15 protein-coding genes are annotated in these 17,707 nt (G+C 64.7%); 7 read left to right on the forward strand and 8 right to left on the reverse strand.

What is annotated here, in order from left to right:
* The first annotated feature begins 202 nt into the window (after positions 1–202).
* The 3 genes from AC0L2L_RS18645 (at position 203) to AC0L2L_RS18655 (ending at position 3,478) form a co-directional block, all read left to right on the forward strand.
* The gene (locus AC0L2L_RS18645; protein WP_473580050.1) at positions 203–1,126 is read left to right on the forward strand and encodes a sulfite exporter TauE/SafE family protein; all 924 of its coding nucleotides are present in this window, start codon (positions 203–205) and stop codon (positions 1,124–1,126) included.
* Positions 1,126–1,917, forward strand: coding sequence for a TIGR02186 family protein (locus AC0L2L_RS18650; protein ID WP_473580052.1), 792 nt, complete (start codon positions 1,126–1,128; stop codon positions 1,915–1,917). Before AC0L2L_RS18645 ends, AC0L2L_RS18650 begins: the two co-directional genes overlap by 1 nt.
* Positions 1,918–2,221: 304 nt before the next feature.
* Positions 2,222–3,478 (forward strand): Hsp70 family protein, encoded by a 1,257-nt coding sequence (locus tag AC0L2L_RS18655; RefSeq protein WP_473580053.1) that lies wholly within the window; start codon positions 2,222–2,224, stop codon positions 3,476–3,478.
* Between the two features lie 166 nt (positions 3,479–3,644).
* Here the strand turns inward: AC0L2L_RS18655 and AC0L2L_RS18660 are convergent, their stop codons facing one another.
* Positions 3,645–4,532, reverse strand: coding sequence for a LysR substrate-binding domain-containing protein (locus AC0L2L_RS18660; protein ID WP_473580055.1), 888 nt, complete (start codon positions 4,530–4,532; stop codon positions 3,645–3,647).
* A gap of 55 nt (positions 4,533–4,587) precedes the next feature.
* Positions 4,588–4,734, reverse strand: coding sequence for a hypothetical protein (locus AC0L2L_RS18665; protein ID WP_473580057.1), 147 nt, complete (start codon positions 4,732–4,734; stop codon positions 4,588–4,590).
* A gap of 77 nt (positions 4,735–4,811) precedes the next feature.
* On the opposite strand from AC0L2L_RS18665, the gene AC0L2L_RS18670 reads away from it, so the two are divergent.
* Genes AC0L2L_RS18670 through AC0L2L_RS18680 form a run of 3 tightly spaced genes read left to right on the forward strand, consistent with a single transcriptional unit; the run spans position 4,812 to position 9,418 of the window.
* Positions 4,812–7,742 carry a molybdopterin oxidoreductase family protein gene (locus AC0L2L_RS18670; protein ID WP_473580058.1) on the forward strand — a complete coding sequence of 977 codons (2,931 nt, stop codon included), beginning with the start codon at positions 4,812–4,814 and terminating at the stop codon, positions 7,740–7,742.
* Positions 7,739–8,473, forward strand: coding sequence for a 4Fe-4S dicluster domain-containing protein (locus AC0L2L_RS18675; protein ID WP_473580060.1), 735 nt, complete (start codon positions 7,739–7,741; stop codon positions 8,471–8,473). The genes AC0L2L_RS18670 and AC0L2L_RS18675 overlap by 4 nt, the downstream gene beginning before the upstream one ends.
* A gap of 6 nt (positions 8,474–8,479) precedes the next feature.
* Entirely contained in the window at positions 8,480–9,418 is a 939-nt protein-coding gene (locus AC0L2L_RS18680; RefSeq protein ID WP_473580062.1) for a dimethyl sulfoxide reductase anchor subunit family protein, read from the forward strand.
* 4 nt (positions 9,419–9,422) lie between these two features.
* Here the strand turns inward: AC0L2L_RS18680 and pdeM are convergent, their stop codons facing one another.
* The 5 genes from pdeM to AC0L2L_RS18705 form a co-directional block, all read right to left on the reverse strand.
* Positions 9,423–10,139, reverse strand: a complete 717-nt coding sequence (gene pdeM / locus AC0L2L_RS18685) for a ligase-associated DNA damage response endonuclease PdeM (protein WP_473580064.1) — start codon at positions 10,137–10,139, stop codon at positions 9,423–9,425.
* 24 nt (positions 10,140–10,163) lie between these two features.
* Positions 10,164–12,686 carry a ligase-associated DNA damage response DEXH box helicase gene (locus AC0L2L_RS18690; RefSeq protein WP_473580340.1) on the reverse strand — a complete coding sequence of 841 codons (2,523 nt, stop codon included), beginning with the start codon at positions 12,684–12,686 and terminating at the stop codon, positions 10,164–10,166.
* A 202-nt stretch (positions 12,687–12,888) separates the two neighbouring features.
* Complete coding sequence (locus AC0L2L_RS18695; RefSeq protein ID WP_473580066.1) at positions 12,889–13,749, reverse strand: C40 family peptidase; 861 nt, start codon at positions 13,747–13,749, stop codon at positions 12,889–12,891.
* A 48-nt stretch (positions 13,750–13,797) separates the two neighbouring features.
* Entirely contained in the window at positions 13,798–14,148 is a 351-nt protein-coding gene (locus tag AC0L2L_RS18700; RefSeq protein ID WP_473580068.1) for a MarR family winged helix-turn-helix transcriptional regulator, read from the reverse strand.
* 73 nt (positions 14,149–14,221) lie between these two features.
* Positions 14,222–15,586, reverse strand: coding sequence for a leucyl aminopeptidase family protein (locus AC0L2L_RS18705; RefSeq protein WP_473580070.1), 1,365 nt, complete (start codon positions 15,584–15,586; stop codon positions 14,222–14,224).
* 123 nt (positions 15,587–15,709) lie between these two features.
* Between AC0L2L_RS18705 and AC0L2L_RS18710 the strand changes: the two genes are divergently transcribed.
* Complete coding sequence (locus AC0L2L_RS18710; protein ID WP_473580072.1) at positions 15,710–16,537, forward strand: tetratricopeptide repeat protein; 828 nt, start codon at positions 15,710–15,712, stop codon at positions 16,535–16,537.
* Positions 16,538–16,684: 147 nt separating this feature from the next.
* On the opposite strand, the gene AC0L2L_RS18715 is transcribed toward AC0L2L_RS18710, so the two are convergent.
* Positions 16,685–17,701, reverse strand: a complete 1,017-nt coding sequence (locus AC0L2L_RS18715) for a type II secretion system F family protein (protein ID WP_027169283.1) — start codon at positions 17,699–17,701, stop codon at positions 16,685–16,687.
* Positions 17,702–17,707 lie beyond the last annotated feature (6 nt).

Genomic DNA, 17,707 nt, shown 5'->3' on the forward strand with positions numbered 1-17,707 from the left:
AAAAAAAACGCCCGGGGGTGCCTAAACCCCCCCGTTTCCAAAAATTTTGGTTTTTAAATTTTTTTTTTTTTTTTTTTTGGGGGGGGGGGGGGGGGGGGGCCCCCCCCCCCCCGCGCAGGCGCAAGAAAAAATTGGCTTTTCGGTGCTTTACTGTCCGGGGACGGCACAATGGGCCGACACGCAAACTGATCGAGACAGCCGGGTGGGCATCTATCTCCCGATCGCGGAAATTTCCGTCAACGTCTTCGTGCTGCTGGCAATGGGCGCGGCGGTGGGCTTCCTGTCGGGCATGTTCGGGGTCGGCGGCGGCTTCCTGATCACGCCGCTGTTGATCTTCTACAACATCCCGCCGGCGATCGCCGTCGCCACCGGCGCCAACCAGGTCATCGCCTCCTCTTTCTCCGGCGCGCTCTCGCACTTCAAGCGCGGCACACTCGACTTCAAGCTGGGCGGCGTGCTCCTGGCCGGCGGCATCGTCGGCTCGACGGCCGGCATCTTCGTCTTTGCGCTCTTGCGCCGGCTCGGCCAACTCGACCTGTTCATCTCGCTGCTCTATGTCGTGCTGCTCGGCACCGTCGGCGGGCTGATGCTGGTCGAAAGCGTCAATGCGCTGCGCGCCAGCCGCAGCGGCGCGGCGCCCGTGCTCAAGAAATCCGGACAGCACAACTGGATCCACCGGCTGCCGTTCAAGATGCGCTTCCGCGCCTCGAAGCTGTTCGTCAGCGTCATCCCGGTGCTTGGGCTCGGCGCCGGGATCGGCTTCCTGTCGTCGATCATGGGCGTCGGCGGCGGCTTCATCATGGTGCCGGCGCTGATCTACCTGCTGAAGGTGCCGACCAACGTCGTTATCGGCACTTCGCTGTTCCAGATCATCTTCACCTCGGCCTACACCACCCTGGTGCACGCCACGACCAACCAGACGGTCGACGTGATCCTGGCCTTCCTGTTGATGGCCGGCGGCGTCGCCGGCGCGCAATATGGCGCCAAGGCCGGCCAGAGGCTGCGCGGCGAACAGCTGCGGGCGCTGCTGGCGATGCTGGTGCTGGCCGTGGCCATACGCCTTGCTGTCGATCTCTTCGCGACGCCGCCCAATCTCTATTCGTTGTCCGCCGCGGGCCTCAACTGATGGCGGATTTGAGGGCATTTGCAGCCGCCGTCTCGTTGTCGATGCTCTTTGCCCTTGCTCCGGCAACGGCGCAGACGCCGCCCACCGAAAGCATCCAGATCGGCCTGTCGACCGACGCCATCTCCATCACGGCAGGTTTCTCCGGCGCCGACCTGACGATCTTCGGATCGCTGGAAAATCCCGATCCGCTGGTCGCGCGCCAAGGGCGCTACGACGTGGTCGTGGTGCTCGAAGGCCCGCCGCGGCCGGTCGTGGTCCGGCGCAAGGACAGGGTGCTCGGCGTCTGGGTCAACCTGGAGTCGGAGACGTTCGAGAACGTGCCGGTCTCCTATTCCGTCGCCACGACGCGGCCGCTGCAGGACGTCGCGGAGCCCAGCAAATACAAGCAGCTCTCGCTCGGCGCGCAGAACCTCTACATGAAGCCCGCCGACGAGACCGAGAGCCCTGCCACCATCGAGGAATTCACCGCCGCGCTTCGCGACCGCAAGGCGGCGACGGGCCTCTACAGCGAGAATGTCGGCGGCGTGCAATTCCTGTCGCAGAACCTGTTTCGCGCCACGGTGCGCCTGGCGCCCAATGTTCCGGTCGGCACGCACAAGGCGCGCGCGTTCCTGTTCAAGAGCGGCCTGTTCATCAAGGAGAGCTCGGCACAACTCGAAATCCGCAAGTCCGGCTTCGAGCAGTCGGTCTTCCGCGTCGCGCATGACTATTCCTTCCTCTATGGCGTGTTCGCGGTGTCGCTTGCCATGCTGACCGGCTGGCTGGGCCGGCTCATCTTCCGCAAGGATTGAGGCCACGGGAAAAATGGATGCCCATTTTCCCGGAAGGGGTTTCCCTTCGGACGATCATGCGATAAACCGCCGCCTCCCAGCCCAAGGGTAAATACGCACAATCAATTCGGCAGAGCGGGCCGGCCATCCGGACGACGGCGCGCTAGAGCCGGATGATTTCAGGTCGAGACGACCTGAAATCTGAATCCGGCTCTAAACCAAAGAGATAGAGCATGATGTCGTCCGAAAACCGCTTCACACTTTTCGGCATCATGCTCTAGGCGTCGTTGGCAATCCTGCCACAAGGCAACGACAGGAGGCTGCGATGCAATCGGCATTCGGCGGCATCGATTTTGGCACGTCCAATTCCACCGTGGGCGTGATCCGCGACGGCCGGGCGCGACTGGTGGCATTGGAGGGCGAACAGCCCACCTTGCCGAGCGCCGTGTTCTTCAATTTCGAGGACGGCTACACCTATTTCGGCCGTCGCGCGATCAGCGACTACACCGACAGCATCGAAGGCCGGCTGATGCGCTCGCTGAAGAGCGTGCTCGGCAGCACGCTTGCCAATGAGAAGACGCGCATCAAGGCGCGCCAGATCGGCTTCATCGACATCGTCGGCCTGTTCATCGATCATCTCAAGAAGCGGCTGGAGGAAGATGCGGACGGTCCGGTCGAAAGCGTCGTGCTTGGCCGGCCCGTGCAATTCGTCGACGACGACATGGTTGCCGATGCGAAGGCGCAAGGCGAGTTGGAAAAGGCCGCCCGCGCGCAAGGTTTCAAGCACATCGCCTTCCAGTTCGAGCCGATCGCCGCGGCGCTCGACTACGAGCAGAAGGTCGCCCGCGAGGAGCTGGCGCTGATCGTCGACATGGGCGGCGGTACCTCCGACTTCTCGATCGTACGGGTCTCGCCGGAGCGCGTCCGCTCGACCGACCGCAAGGCCGACATCCTCGCCAACCGGGGCGTCCATATCGGCGGCACCGATTTCGACCGGCTGCTCAGCATCGCCCATGTCATGCCCGAGCTCGGTTACCTGACACGGACCAAGGACCACAAGCGCAACCTGCCCGCGGCCTATTTCATCGATCTCGCGACATGGCAGCGCATCAACCTCGTCTACACCGCAAAGGCGATGAACGACCTAAGACAGATCCGCTACGAGGCCGAACGGGCCGACCTTGTCGACCGCTTCATCGATGTCGTTGAGCATCGCTACGGCCATGCCATGGCCGGACTGGTCGAAAGAGCCAAGATCGCGCTCACCGACCAGCCCTCGGCAGAGGTAAAGGTGTCGCTGCCCGGTGCGCGCTTCGTGGCCGAGATCACGCGCGCCGGCCTCGAGGACACGATCAGCGGCGACATCGAACGCGTGGCCACCACAGTCAGACAGACGATCGCCGACGCCGGCGTTGCCGCTTCGGTCATCACCGCCGTGTTCCTCACCGGCGGTTCGACCGCCATCCCCCTGGCGAAGCAGCAGATCCTTTCGCTGGTGCCGCAGGCCTCGGTCATCGAAGGCGACATGTTCGGCTCGGTCGGCCTCGGCCTGGCGCTGGACGCTCGGCGGAAGTTTGCCTGAGCGCTGGAGATTAGCGAAGAGGCCAGTCACTTCGTCATCCACGGGCGGAGCCAGGAGCGAAGCGATGCGCGCAGACCCGAGGATGACGAAGTTCGGAGGGCGTCAGCCAATCGCGGGTGTTTGCGACGGTCCTCATTTTGGGACGCGGACCAGATCCCGCTTGGGCTCAGCCGACCTTCCCACCCAAATGCGCCTTTAGCGCCATCTGGGCGAGGCTCGCCTGGCGGTCGCGGTGCGTGATCATGGCGAAGTCGCGCTTCGGCAATTCGACCGGCACGGCCCTGAGGCTGCCCTCCGCCAGGGAGCGCGCGACCACGAGCTCCGAGATGATCGTGGCTCCCGCGCCGGCCTCCACGGCCTGGCGCACGGCCTCGTTGCTGGGCAGGACGAGGAAAATCTGCAGCTCCGCCGGCGGAACCCCCTGGCTGTGCGCGAAATCCTCCAGCATCTCGCGCGTACCCGAGCCGCCTTCCCTGATGATCCAGCGCAATGCCCTGATGTCGAGGTTGCCCGCCCGCGTCATCGGAATTTCGGGATGCGAGCGCGCCACCACCAGCATCGGCCGGTCCTCGTCGACCGTGGCGCGGCGCAGGATGTCGGACTCGGTGCGGCCTTCGACCAGGCCGAAATCGGCCCTGCCGTCCAGCACATTGGTCTCGACCTGCCGCGTATTACCGATCGTCACGCTCAGCTTCACGGCAGGATAGGCTTCATGGAAGGATGCCAGGCGACGCGGCAACCAGTAGCTGGCGATCGTCTGGCTGGCCGCGATCGAAAGGCTGCCGGCGACGGTCTGCGAGACATCCTCCAGCACGCCGCGGGCCGCCGCGGCGCGATCCAGAACCGCCTTCGCCTCCGGCAGGAAGCGATGGCCGGTCTGGGCCAATTCGATGTTGCGGCCGACCCGGTTGAACAGGCGCACGCCGTGCTGGCTTTCGAGCGCGCGGATGGCGGCGGAGGCCGCCGACTGCGAGATGCCGAGCCGCTCGGCAGCCTTGGTCATGTGGCCATGCTCGGCGACGGCGACGAATATGCGCAACTGATCGAGGGTCATGGCGTAACTAAGAAGCAAAATCGATCGGAATTACAAGAGCTGCTTGTTAGACGGATCAATTGCTTTGTTCTAAGTTTTTGCCTGAAGTTGGAAAAAATTGGCTGCGATACGCCAAGGGTTGGAAATGGTGGGGCGCTTCAAATCCCTTTTTGCGCATTGGAGCCGCCGGCTGAAGCGGCAGCTCGCCGGCGAGCGCTACCATCCCGAGCTCCACTATATGCGCGGCCCGGGACCTAAGACGAAGGCCAGGATGGCGAGCGGCAAGAGCGTTCGCGGATCATGAGCAAAACTGCGCCGCGCGGCGCCAATTGCGCACCTTCGCAGCGGCCGCTGGCCGACACAAACGCACCGAATGAAGGCGACGGCGTCGAGACCTCGCCATCGGTCTCCGATCGCGTTGCCAAGACCACCTGCTACATGTGCGCCTGCCGCTGCGGCATCGACGTCCATATCAAGGACGACAAGGTCCGCTACATCAACGGCAACAAGGACCATCCGGTGAACCGCGGCGTGATCTGCGGCAAGGGCAGCGCCGGCATCATGCAGCATTACAGCCCGGCGCGGCTGAAAAAACCGCTGCTGAGAACAGGACCGCGCGGCACGGGCGAGTTCCGCGAGATCGAGTGGGACGAGGCGCTGACCATCGCCACCGACCGGCTGTCGTCGATCCGCCGCACCGACCCGAGGAAACTCGCCTTCTTCACCGGACGCGACCAGTCGCAATCGCTGACCGGCTGGTGGGCAAGCCAGTTCGGCACGCCCAATTTTGCCGCCCATGGCGGGTTCTGCTCGGTCAACATGGCGGCGGGCGGGCTCTACACAATCGGCGGCTCGTTCTGGGAGTTCGGCGAGCCCGACTGGGACAACACGAAGTACTTCATGCTGTTCGGCGTCGCCGAGGACCATGATTCCAACCCGATCAAGATAGGTCTCGGCAAGCTGAAGGCGCGCGGCGCCAAGGTGGTTTCGGTCAACCCCTGCCGCACGGGCTACAATGCGATCGCCGATGACTGGATCGGCATCAGGCCGGGCACGGACGGACTGTTCGTGCTGGCGCTCGTCCATGAATTGCTGAAGGCCGGCCGCGTCGATCTCGACTATCTGCTGCGCTACACCAACGCGCCGGCGCTGGTCGTGCAGGAGCCTGGGGCCGCCGATGACGGGCTGTTCGTTCGCGACGCCGACGGCAATCCGCTTGCCTGGGACAGGGTGGCGAAGCGGCCGGTCAGCGCGGCCGACCCCGAAGCAAAGCCGGCGCTAACCGGCAGCTATGACGTCGGCGGACAGCGCTGCGTGCCGGCGTTCCAGCTCATCGCCGAGCGCTATCTCGGCGAGACCTATTCGCCGGATGCAGTGGCGGAGCGCTGTGGCGTCGACGCCGGAACGATCCGGCGCATCGCGGCGGAACTGGCGCATGTCGCCTTCGAGCAGACGATCGAACTGCCGGTCGCCTGGACCGACTGGATGGGCCGGCGGCACGAGACGATCAAGGGCCGGCCTGTCTCGATGCATGCCATGCGCGGCATCTCCGCCCATTCCAACGGCTTTCACACCTGCCGCGCCATTCACCTGTTGCAGGTGCTGCTCGGTACCATCGATGTGCCCGGCGGTTTCCGTTTCAAGCCGCCCTACCCGCGCTCGGCGCCGCCTGGACCGAAGCCTGCCGGCAAGGATGTCCGCCCGATGACGCCGCTGGACGGCATGCCGCTCGGCTTCGTCTGCGGCCCGGATGATCTTCTCGTCGACGAGGCCGGCCGGCCCACGCGTATCGACAAGGCCTACTCCTGGGAAGCGCCCCTCGCCGCGCATGGGCTGATGCACAGCGTCATCCGCAACGCCTGGGCCGGCGATCCTTATCCGATCGACACGCTGATGATGTACATGTCGAACATGGCGTGGAACTCCTCGATGAATACCGTCGAGACGATTGGTATGCTGACCGACAAGGATGAGGCGGGTGCCTACAATATCCCCTTCATCATCTATTCCGACGCCTATTATTCCGAGACGGTGGCTTTCGCCGATCTGGTGCTGCCCGACACCACCTATCTCGAGCGGCACGACTGCATCAGCCTGCTCGACCGGCCGATCAGCCATGCCGACGGACCGGGCGACGCCATCCGCCATCCCGTGGTGCAGCCCGACCGGGACGTCAGGCCGTTCCAGTCGGTGCTGATCGAGCTCGGCGCGCGGCTCGGCCTGCCCGGCTTCGTCGACGAAGACGGCTCGGCGAAATACCGCGACTATGCCGACTACATCGTCAATCATGAGCGAATGCCCGGCATCGGCCCACTTGCCGGCTGGCGCGGCAAGGACGGGGGCTCGATCGGCAGGGGCGAGGTCAATCCGGACCAGTTGCAGCGCTACATCGACAATGGCGGCTTCTGGCACCACGATTTTTCCGACGACCAGCGCTATTACAAGATGGGCAACCGCGCCTATCTCGACTTCGCCGTCGAGATGGGCTTCATCCCCAAGGCCGAGCCCATCGTTTTCCAGCTCTACTCGGAGCCGATGCAGCGGTTCAGGCTTGCCGCGCGGGGCCATGGAGATGTCCAGCCGCCCGATGCCGAGCGCAGCCGCATCGAGGCCTATATGGACCCGCTGCCCTTCTGGTATGCGCCCTTCGAGGATGACACCGTCGACCTCGACAAATACCCGCTGCATGCGCTGACGCAGCGGCCGATGCATATGTATCATTCCTGGGGCTCGCAAAATGCGTGGCTGAGGCAGATCACCAGCCAGAACCGGCTGTTCGTGCACCACCAGACCGCAGCCAAGCTTGCCCTTGCCGACGATGACTGGGTGTGGATCGAAAGCATCAACGGCCGGGTCAAGGGCCAGATCAAGCTGATCGACGGCGTGAACCCGGATACGGTGTGGACCTGGAACGCGATCGGCAAGCGACGCGGCAGCTGGGGGCTGAAAGACGATGCGGCGGAGAGCAACCGCGGCTTCCTGCTCAACCACATCATCGGCGACCAGACAGCGGCGGACGCCAGCGGCAAGCGCTATTCGAATTCCGATCCCGTGACCGGCCAGGCGGCATGGTTCGATGTGCGCGCGCGGATCGTCAAATGCGCGGCCGAGGAAGCCGGCTTCACCGAGCCGCAATTCGAGCGCTTCCGGCAGCCGCCACATTTGGAGCCGCCGCCCGATCTGCTTCGTTTCGGCGCCGAGTTTCGGATAAAAAGGGAAGCCGCCGAATGACCTGTCTTCCCGCTCGGACCGAGAAAAAACTCGGCCTCGTCATCGACCTCGACACCTGCGTCGGCTGCCAGGCCTGCGTTACAGCCTGCAAGGAGTGGAACACCGGCGGCCATATGGCGCCGTTGACCGACATCGACCCCTATGGCGGGCATGTCGATGGCGTCTGGTTCAACCGCGTGCACGCTTACGAGCACACGACCGAACTCGGCAGCCGCACGGTGAACTTCCCGCGCTCGTGCCTGCATTGCGAGCAGCCGGCCTGCGTCACCGTCTGCCCGACCGGCGCCTCCTACAAGCGCGCTTCGGACGGCATCGTGCTGGTCGATGAGGATAAATGCATCGGCTGCAAATTGTGCAGCTGGGCCTGCCCCTATGGCGCGCGCGAGTTCGACGCGGAAGTCGGTGTGATGAAGAAATGCACGCTCTGCGTCGACCGCATCTACAACGACAATCTGGCCGAGGAAGATCGCGTGCCGGCCTGCGTCGCCGCCTGCCCGACAAGCGCCCGGCATTTCGGCGACCTCGGCGATCCGGCCTCGGCGATCTCGCAGCTTGTCGAGGAGCGTGGCGGCGTGGCGCTGATGCCGGAGCTCGGCTACAAGCCGACCAACAGATATCTGCCGCCGCGCGCCCACAGCGATCGCGCGGCGAAGGTGGACGCGCCGGCACTGGAGCCGATCCGGGCCGAGGGCGGTTTCCTCGGCTGGATCGACCGCATGCTTTCGAACTAGCCGATCATGCATCCCGCTTTCTCGGTCGTCTTCTTCACCACCGCCACCGGGGCCGGCTACGGCCTTTTGGCGCTGCTCGGCCTGCTTGGCGGGTTTGGCGTGACCCCGGCCGATTTCTGGCTTGGTCTCGTCGGCATGGCGCTTGCTTTCGGCCTAATCGTCGCCGGCCTGCTTTCGTCCACCGGTCATCTCGGCCGCCCCGAGCGCGCCTGGCGCGCCTTCTCGCAATGGCGCAGCTCCTGGCTGTCGCGCGAAGGCGTGGCCTCGGTCGCGACCTTCATTCCGGCTTGTATGTTCGGCATCGGCTGGGTGTTTCTCGGCCAAAGCGGCGGCTGGGTCGCGGTTGCCGGCCTGCTGACGGCGGCCGGCGCGGTCACGACCGTCTGCACCACCGGCATGATCTACGCATCACTGAAGCCGATCGCGCAATGGCACAGCCGCTACACTTTGCCGGCTTATCTTATCTTTTCAGCGATGACGGGAAGCGTTCTTGGCAACGCCGTGCTTCAGGGGTTCAAGCTGGGTTCGACTGCGATGCTGACCTGGGCCCTGCTCGCCACGCTCGCCGGCTGGGGCTGGAAGATTGCGACCTGGCGCTACAATGACCGGCTGGAAATCCCGACCACCGCCAACACGGCGACGGGCCTCGCGGGCGGTACCGTGCGCTCGATCGAATGGCCGCATACGGAAGAAAACTACCTGCTCAAGGAAATGGGATTCCGCATCGCGCGCAAGCACAGTGCCAAGCTGCGACGGATCACGCAGGCGCTGGCATTCGCAGCACCCGCTGTCCTACTGGTCACCGCAGCCTTTCTGCCATGGCACTTGGGCGCAATCGCATCCGTGCTTGCAGCCGCCGCGCAGCTTGCCGGCATGCTGGTCGAGCGCTGGCTGTTCTTCGCCGAGGCGAAGCATACGGTCAGGCTCTACTATGGACTGGAGTAGCGTCTCAGCCCGGCCGCAGCATCGAGCCTGAAATCGCGAAAGTCCGCTCGGCGCCCAGCATATAGGCCATCAGCGTCTCCAGCCGGAACAGGCCGGTATAGGCGCGGTCGAGCACGTTGAGCGAGCCGGTATAGGCGCCGAAGGCCGGCATGATCATGCGGCCGCCGTCGCCGGCAAAGCAGCGCCGCCTGACCGAGCGGCCGCGCTGGACGATGCGCGCGCAGGGGTGGAGATGGCCTGATATCTCGCCTTCGACCCGCATCTTCGACGGCTCGTGCCGGAAGGCCAGCGCGCCGATGGCGAGTTCCCGCACCGTCTCGCCCGGCAAGTCGGCGGGCGCTTCCGGGTCGTGGTTGCCGGCAACCCAGAACCAGTCTCGGCCGGCCATCATCGCCTCCAGCCGCTCGCGGAAGCTCAGATGCATGCGCTCGGCGCCGCCGCCGTCGTGGAAGGAATCGCCGAGGCTAACGACGATCCGCGGCTGATAGTCCGCGATCACCGCCTGAAGCTGGAGCAAGGTTGCGCCGGTGTCGTAGGGCGGGATCAACGCGCCGCGCCTGGCGAAGGACGAGCCTTTTTCGAGATGCAGGTCGGAGACGCAGAGCAGCCGCAGATCGGGGAAATAGAGAACGCCGCGCCGGTCGCAGACCGCGCGTTCGCCGGCGATGCCGACAAGGTCGGCCTCGGCGATCAGCGTCGCGCGCGTCAGCGAAAAGTTCATCCCCTCCTGACCTCTCTCAACTCGTCATGCCCGGCCGCCCATGGCTTCCTCAACCAGGTCTGCGGCTTCCATCAACAGCGTGTCGTTGGCGCCGCCATTGACCGATTCCTTGCCGATCTCAAGCATCACCGGCACCGCCAGCGGCGAGATCTGGTCGAGATGCTTATGCATGATTCGACCGCGCACACGCGAGAGCATCTCGCCAAGTCTGCTGACATCGAGCAATCCGGCCGAGGCGTCGGTGCGCGTTGCCTGCAGCAGGATATGGTCCGGTTCATGGCTGCGCAAAACGTCGTAGATGAGATCGGCCGACACCGTCACCTGCCTTCCGCTTTTTTCTTGGCCCGGAAAGCGCTTCTCGATCAGCCCGGCGATGACGGCGCAGGTGCGGAAGGTGCGCTTCAGCATCCAGCTGTCGTTCAGCCAGGCCTCAAGATCGTCGCCCAGCATATCCTCATCGAAGAGCTGACCAAGAGACGGCTTCTTCGCCTTGAACAGCGCCGCCATATCGTCCAGCGCCCACACCGCCAGCGAGTAATCGGTAGCGACGAAGCCGAGCGGCCTCGCATGCGCGCGCTCCAGCCGGCGCGTCAAAAGCATGCCCAGCGTCTGGTGCGCCAGCCGGCCCTCGAAGGGATAGGCGACCATGTAATGACGGTTGCCGCGCGGAAAGGTCTCGACCAGAAGGTCGCCACGCTTCGGCAGCACCGACTTTTCTTGCTGAATCCGAAGCCAGTCGGCCACCTGCTCGGGCAAGAGCTTCCAGCGGTCGCTGTCGGCCAGCATGCCGCGCACCTGTTCGGCGAGATAGGTCGACAGCGGGAATTTGCCGCCGGCATAGGACGGCACGATGATGTTGGCGCCGGCGCCGTTGGAGACGACGCACTCGTTCTCGCGGATGCCTTCGAAACGCAGCACCTTGCCGGCAAAGAGGAAATTGTCGCCCGGACGCAGCGTCTCGGCGAAATACTCCTCGATCTTGCCGAGCACCGGCCCGCCGCGGCCGGCCATGCCCCGGCCCTGCCGGACATAGCGGATGTTGAGCTCCGGCATTTCGACGATGGTGCCGACATTCAGCCGGTATTGCTGCGCGACCCTGGGGTGCGAGATGCGCCAGAGCCCGTCCTTGTTGCGGCGGATGCGGGCATAGCGCTCGTAGTTCTTCAGCGCGTAGCCGCCGGTGGCGACGAAATCGATGACGCGGTCGAAGGTCTCGCGCTCCAGCGTCGCATAAGGGGCAGCGCCGCGCACCTCCTCGAACAGGAGATCGGCATCGAACGGTCCGCCGCAGGCGACGCCCAGCACGTGCTGCGACAGCACGTCGAGCGCGCCCTTGATCAGCGGCGGCGTGTCCTGCGCGCCGAGATAGTTGGCGTCGAGCGCGGCGCGGCATTCCAGCACCTCGAAGCGGTTGGCCGGGATCAGGATCGCCTTCGACGGCTCGTCCATGCGGTGGTTGGCGCGGCCGATACGCTGCGCCAGGCGGCTGGCACCCTTCGGCGCGCCAACATGCACCACCAGATCGACATCGCCCCAGTCGATGCCGAGATCGAGCGTCGAAGTGGCGACGATAGCGCGCAGCGCATTGTCGGCCATCGCCTTCTCGACGCGGCGGCGCTGGCCGACGTCGAGCGAGCCATGGTGGAGTGCTATGGGAAGGGAGTCTTCGTTCGCCCGCCAAAGCTCCTGGAACAAAAGCTCGGCCTGGCTGCGGGTGTTGACGAAGAGAAGCGTCGTGCGGTGTTCTTTGATCGCCTCGTAGATTTCGGGAATGGCGTAGCGGGCCGAATGTCCCGACCACGGCACGCGCTCACGCGAGTCGAGGATCGAGATATCGGGCTTGGCGCCGCCGGCGACCGTGATCAGCCCGGCCATCTCGCCGGGTGGATTTTGCGCGACCAGCCAGCGCCGTAATTCGTCTGGCTCGGCCACGGTTGCCGACAGGCCTATGGTCTGCAACCCGGGGACAAAGGAACGCAATCGCGCCAGGCCGAGCGCCAGCAGGTGTCCGCGCTTCGAAGTGACGAGCGAATGCAGTTCGTCGAGAACGACGTAGCGCAGGTCCTCGAAGAAGCGCTTCGCGTCGTTGCCAGCGATCAGCAGCGCAAGCTGCTCGGGCGTGGTGAGCAGGATGTCGGGCGGCACCAATTTCTGCCGCTGGCGCTTGTGCGACGGCGTGTCGCCGGTGCGCGTCTCGATGGTGACGGGCAGTCCGATCTCCTCGACCGGCTTGCCGAGATTGCGCTCGATGTCGACGGCCAATGCCTTGAGCGGCGAGATATAGAGCGTGTGGATGCCGCGATGGGCCTGGCCGGGCTTGCGGCGCGGCCGGTTGGCGAGTTCGGTCAGCGACGGCAGGAACCCGGCCAGCGTCTTGCCGGCGCCGGTCGGCGCGATCAGCAGCACCGATTGCCCACTTTGAGCCTTCGCCAGCAGCTCGAGCTGATGGACGCGCGGCGACCAGCCCTTTTCGCCGAACCACTTGACGAACGGCTCAGGTAACAAGACGGCGGCATTCTGTTCGGCAAGGCGCGGCTGCTCGGTCACACGCAAGAGGTAGCGCGACAGCGAACAATCGCCAAGAAAAATCGGAACAAAAGGGGATCGAGAGAGCGCCCCTCTCCCCGTCACTATACGGGGAAAGGATCCGGCAGGCAGGTGAGGGGCAGCGCCAGCTATTCAGAGGTTCGCGCCGCCCCTCATCCGCCCTTCGGGCACCTTCTCCCCGTGAAACGGGGAGAAGGAAAGGTCACGCCCTCCTGAACTCCGTCGGGCCGCCATAGAGATAGCCGATGCGCCCGACCGCCTCTTTCAGCCCCTCGCGCGACACCAGCATGGTGTGGCCATTGGCGTGGATCATGTCGCGGGCGTCGGTCATGATCGCGACGTGGCCTTTCCAGAAGACGAGGTCGCCGCGCCGAAGGCCGGAATAGTCGGGACCCGGCTCGATTGGCGTGCCGATCGATGCCGCCTGCATGTCGGAGTCGCGCAGCACTTGCCTGCCGGCCATGCGCATCGACAATTGCACGAGGCCGGAGCAGTCGATGCCGAAGCCGGAGACACCGCCCCAGAGATACGGCGTACCCAGGAAGCTCTCCGCGACGGTGACGTAATCCTCGGCCAGTTCGCCGATCGGCCGCAAATGGCCGGCGATGATCGCCTCGCCGGAGGGCAGCAACGCATAGTGCGTGCCGCGCGTGTCAGCCGAGCCGGTCACCGCGACGGTCGAGCCCATCGACAGCTGCCCACCTATCGGAAAGCGCAGATCCGGTCCCGGGTAGAGGAAAGTGCGCGGCACGCAAACGATGTGCGTGGGCGCATGTTCGCGCCGACCAAGGAGATTGTCGGCCACGTAGCCGACATAGCCGTCGCGCTCCGCCTGCACCCAGGCCCAGCCTTCGGCATCCTCGAAGACGAGCACGTCGTCGCCAAACAGCGCCTGCGTGTTCACGCCCGCATCGGGGCGTGGCGCCTTGCGCAGGTCGGCGACCGACGCCGTGATCCGCGCCGGACGGCCGGTGACGAAGCGGTCGGCGGCGACCTCGCCTTTCAGCCTTGCATCGGCAAGGTCGGAGCGGAAGGCATGAAGGCGGGCATCCCTGGCGGTCAAATCGATAATCCAGTCATTAGCAACGAAGGTCAAATGGCAGCTATGAGGTCAGATGGGCAGGTCCTGCGCCCTGGCGACGATACCATCGCCGAAGCGCTCGACAAAGAGCGCGCCTTCCACCGTGCGCCGGATCAGCACGTTGCGCTTGTCGAGCTCGTCGCGATGGCGCGAGACCAGCTTCAGCGCGCCCATCGTATCAAGGGCGCGGGTGATCACCGGCTTGGTGACGTTGAGCTTGGCGGCCAGCCCGCGCACCGTATGCGGCGGCGGATCGAGATAGATGGTGAACAGGATCGTCGTCTGGCGCATGGTGAGATCGGGCGCGCCGTCGCGCACCTGGGCAAGCATCACCTGCTGCCATAGTCGCAAGGCCTGACTCGGACGCATCGAGATCGACATCGGCCAAACATGCCGGCAAATTGTTTCGGTTCCGTTTCAGTGACGGCTTTTCCGCCGACTTGCTGTCCTGATCTTAGGCAAATCGCCCAGTAATTATCCGCTCCAGCGCGCGAATGCCTTGCGCTTCGCCGCCGGTCAGGCCGTAGGGGCGATCGGCCGGGTTCCAGGCGAAGATGTCGAAATGCGCCCATCTGGGCGTCTTCTCGACGAAGCGCTTGAGGAAAAGTGCTGCGGTAATCGATCCGGCAAAACCGTCGGCGGTGACGTTGTTGATGTCGGCAATCTTCGAAGAGAGCTTCGCATCGTAAGGACGCCACAGCGGCATGCGCCACAGCGGATCCTCGACCGCAACGGATGCGGCGGCCAGATCGGCGGCAAGCGTCTCGTCGTCGGTGTAGAAAGGCGGGAGATCAGGCCCCAGCGCAACGCGAGCAGCGCCGGTCAGGGTCGCCATGTCGATCAGCAAAGCGGGCTGCTCTTCATCGGCCAGCGCCAGCGCATCGGCCAGGACCAGCCGCCCCTCGGCGTCCGTGTTGCCGATCTCGACAGTGATCCCCTTGCGGCTGCGCAGCACGTCGCCGGGCCGGAAGGCATTGCCGGCGATCGAATTCTCGACCGCGGGGATCAGCACGCGCAACCGGACATTCAGTTTCACCGCCATGATCATGGCAGCGAGGCCCAGCACATTGGCGGCGCCGCCCATGTCCTTCTTCATCAAAAGCATGCCCGAGGACGGCTTGATGTCGAGGCCGCCGGTGTCGAAGCAGACGCCCTTGCCGACCAGCGTCACCTTCGGCGCTTCGCTTGCTCCCCAGGTCATGTCGATCAGCCGCGGCGCCCCGGCGGAGGCGCGGCCGACGGCGTGGATCATCGGGAAATTCCGCGCCAGAAGATCGTCGCCATGGATCACGGAGATATCAGCGCCATGGGCGGCCGCCAGTTTCCGGGCAGCTTCTTCCAGCTCGACCGGGCCAAGGTCGCTGGTCGGCGTGTTGACGAGGTCACGGGTCAGGAACACGCTGTCGGCGATGCGGCTGACATGCGCGCCGTCGGCGCCTTCCGGAAGCGCAAAACGCAATGCCTTGCCAGGCTTCTTGCCATAGCGGGTGAAGACATAGCCGCCGAGGACCAGCGCGAGCGCAGCCAGGTCGGGCTGTCGCAAGTCCGACGCAAAATGCCAGTCGCCTTCCGGCAGCGCCCTTGCAAGCGCGCCGAGGGCAAGTGTGCTTTCGCCGTCGCCGGTACCGAACAATGCGCCGGAAAGGCCACCGCTCTCGCCCGGCAGGACCAGCGTGCGCCCCGCCTCGCCGGAAAAACCGTTGGCCCTTGCCCAGGCGACGGCGGACGGCGGCAGCGCCGCGGCTTCAAGGGTGTCCTTGCCTACCAGATAGACAGGCAAGGCGGCTTCCGGCTTTTGTTCGATGAGTTCGACAGGCATGCGATGATCTCCGGCCGAACACGACGAGTCGGCTTCTTAACGGTCCGTTAGGGTTAACAGAATATTTCTGCGGGAGGGAAGACGGCCAGCCAATGGCCGCACAGGAATGGAGACCGGGCGCCGATGCCGATCAAAGCGTTGAACCTTACAGCCAAGCGTCTGATCAGCACGGCCTTCATGGCGGCACTGGCAGCCAGCGTGGCCGGTTGCGGCAGCACCAGCCAATTGACCACCGGCTCCATATCGCGTTCCAACAGCAGGCCGCTGGAAACGATGTCGACCGGCGAATTGCACACCGCCACATCCAGGCTCGGTGAATCCTACGCCCGCAATCCGAGCGACAAGCGCATGGCGATAAATTTCGCGGCGGCCCTGCAGATGGATGGCGATGCCGACCAATCGCTGGCCGTGATGCGCAAGCTGGCGATCGCCTACCCCAAGGATCGTGAGGTGCTTGCCGCCTATGGCAAGGCGCTCGCCGCCAACGGCCAGTTCGAACCCGCGCTCGACGCCGTGCGCCGCGCGCAGACGCCCGAATATCCGGACTGGAAGCTGGTGTCGGCGGAAGCCGCCATTCTCGACCAGATGGGACAGAAAGACGAAGCTAGGCAGAATTACAGGAAGGCGCTGGAACTCAAGCCGAACGAACCTTCGGTGCTGTCCAATCTCGGCATGTCCTATGTGCTAGAAGGCGACCTGCGCACGGCCGAGACCTATATGCGCTCAGCCGCGCAACAGCCCGGCGCCGACAGCCGGGTGCGGCAGAACCTCGCGCTTGTAGTGGGCCTGCAGGGCCGCTTCGACGAGGCCGAGAAGATCGCCTCGCAGGAGCTTTCGCCCGACCAGGCGCAGGCCAACGTCGCCTATCTACGCCAGATGCTTGCCCAGCAGAACGCCTGGAGCCAGCTGAAGGATCAGGACAAGAACAAGGCGAAAGTCGCCACGAACTGACCGACGGGCGGCGCTGCCTAAAGCTCTTTGCCTTGACTCAGTTCCTCGGAAGGCTGCGGCGAAGTCGCCGAGCCTAACCGCCGAACACTGCTGAAATCAAAAGCCGCGCGGACCACGCGCGGCTTTTGATTGATGCGACGGGCTCGCCTACTGGCTCGAGGAGCTGTGCTGGTCGCCGAAGATGCCGCGCTGGCTGACCTGGATGCCGGCCGGGCCCAGAATGATGGCAAACAGCACCGGCAGGAAGAACAGGATCATAGGCACGGTGAGCTTCGGCGGCAGCGCCGCGGCCTTCTTCTCGGCCGCATTCATGCGCATGTCGCGGCTTTCCGAGGCGAGCACGCGCAGCGCGTGCGCCACCGGCGTGCCGTAGCGTTCGGCCTGGACCAGGGCCTGTGACACCGATTTCACCGATTCCAGGCCGGTGCGGCTTGCCAGGTTCTCATAGGCGACCTTGCGATCCTGCAGATAGGACAGCTCGGCATTGGTGAGCACGAATTCTTCGGCAAGCGGCACCGACTGCGAGCCGATTTCGTCGGCAACCCTGCGCAAGGCCGCCTCCACCGACATGCCGGATTCGACGCAGATCAGCATCAGGTCGAGCGCGTCCGGCCACGCCAGCTGAATCGACTGCTTGCGCTTGGCTGCGCGATTGTTGACGTAGAGAATCGGCGCGTAGAAGCCGCCATAGGCGACAACGACACAGACGAACAGCTTGATGAAAGCCGGTTGCTGCGGCAGGCCGCCGAGCACGAACAGATAGATGGCCGCCAAGGCAAAACCGACGAATGGCAGGACAAGGCGGAAGAAGAGGAAACGCGTCATCGGGTTCTGGCCGCGGAAACCCGCGACCTTGAGTTTCTGGATCGTGCTTTCATCGACAAGCGCACGCCTGAGATTGAGGCGATCGACGATGTTGCGCATGCCGATGGACTGTTCCTCGCGCAGGCCCTTGCGACGGCGGTCGGCCTCGTTGGCCAGCCGCGCACGCTGCTCGGCGCGCAATTTGTCGCGTTCGAGCGCCACGCTCTTCATGCGCGACTTGAGCGACGTGCCGCCGAACGCCGGCATGAGCGTGAAGACGGTCGCAAACACGGCAATGCCGACCAGCATCGCGATCAGGAAAGAAGGGTCGGTGAGTGTTTTGACGACCTGCTCTGTCACTGGATC

The organism is Mesorhizobium sp. WSM4832 (assembly GCF_055811115.1).

What these genes read in the sequence shown, in the direction of transcription:
- AC0L2L_RS18700 (WP_473580068.1), bottom strand. Translation starts at nt 14,148, where the DNA reads ATGTCGATCTCGATGCGTCCGAGTCAGGCCTTGCGACTATGGCAGCAG.
- pdeM (WP_473580064.1), bottom strand. Translation starts at nt 10,139, where the DNA reads ATGAACTTTTCGCTGACGCGCGCGACGCTGATCGCCGAGGCCGACCTT.
- AC0L2L_RS18670 (WP_473580058.1), top strand. Translation starts at nt 4,812, where the DNA reads ATGAGCAAAACTGCGCCGCGCGGCGCCAATTGCGCACCTTCGCAGCGG.
- AC0L2L_RS18655 (WP_473580053.1), top strand. Translation starts at nt 2,222, where the DNA reads ATGCAATCGGCATTCGGCGGCATCGATTTTGGCACGTCCAATTCCACC.
- AC0L2L_RS18705 (WP_473580070.1), bottom strand. Translation starts at nt 15,586, where the DNA reads ATGCCTGTCGAACTCATCGAACAAAAGCCGGAAGCCGCCTTGCCTGTC.
- AC0L2L_RS18675 (WP_473580060.1), top strand. Translation starts at nt 7,739, where the DNA reads ATGACCTGTCTTCCCGCTCGGACCGAGAAAAAACTCGGCCTCGTCATC.
- AC0L2L_RS18710 (WP_473580072.1), top strand. Translation starts at nt 15,710, where the DNA reads ATGCCGATCAAAGCGTTGAACCTTACAGCCAAGCGTCTGATCAGCACG.
- AC0L2L_RS18650 (WP_473580052.1), top strand. Translation starts at nt 1,126, where the DNA reads ATGGCGGATTTGAGGGCATTTGCAGCCGCCGTCTCGTTGTCGATGCTC.
- AC0L2L_RS18660 (WP_473580055.1), bottom strand. Translation starts at nt 4,532, where the DNA reads ATGACCCTCGATCAGTTGCGCATATTCGTCGCCGTCGCCGAGCATGGC.
- AC0L2L_RS18680 (WP_473580062.1), top strand. Translation starts at nt 8,480, where the DNA reads ATGCATCCCGCTTTCTCGGTCGTCTTCTTCACCACCGCCACCGGGGCC.
- AC0L2L_RS18665 (WP_473580057.1), bottom strand. Translation starts at nt 4,734, where the DNA reads ATGGTAGCGCTCGCCGGCGAGCTGCCGCTTCAGCCGGCGGCTCCAATG.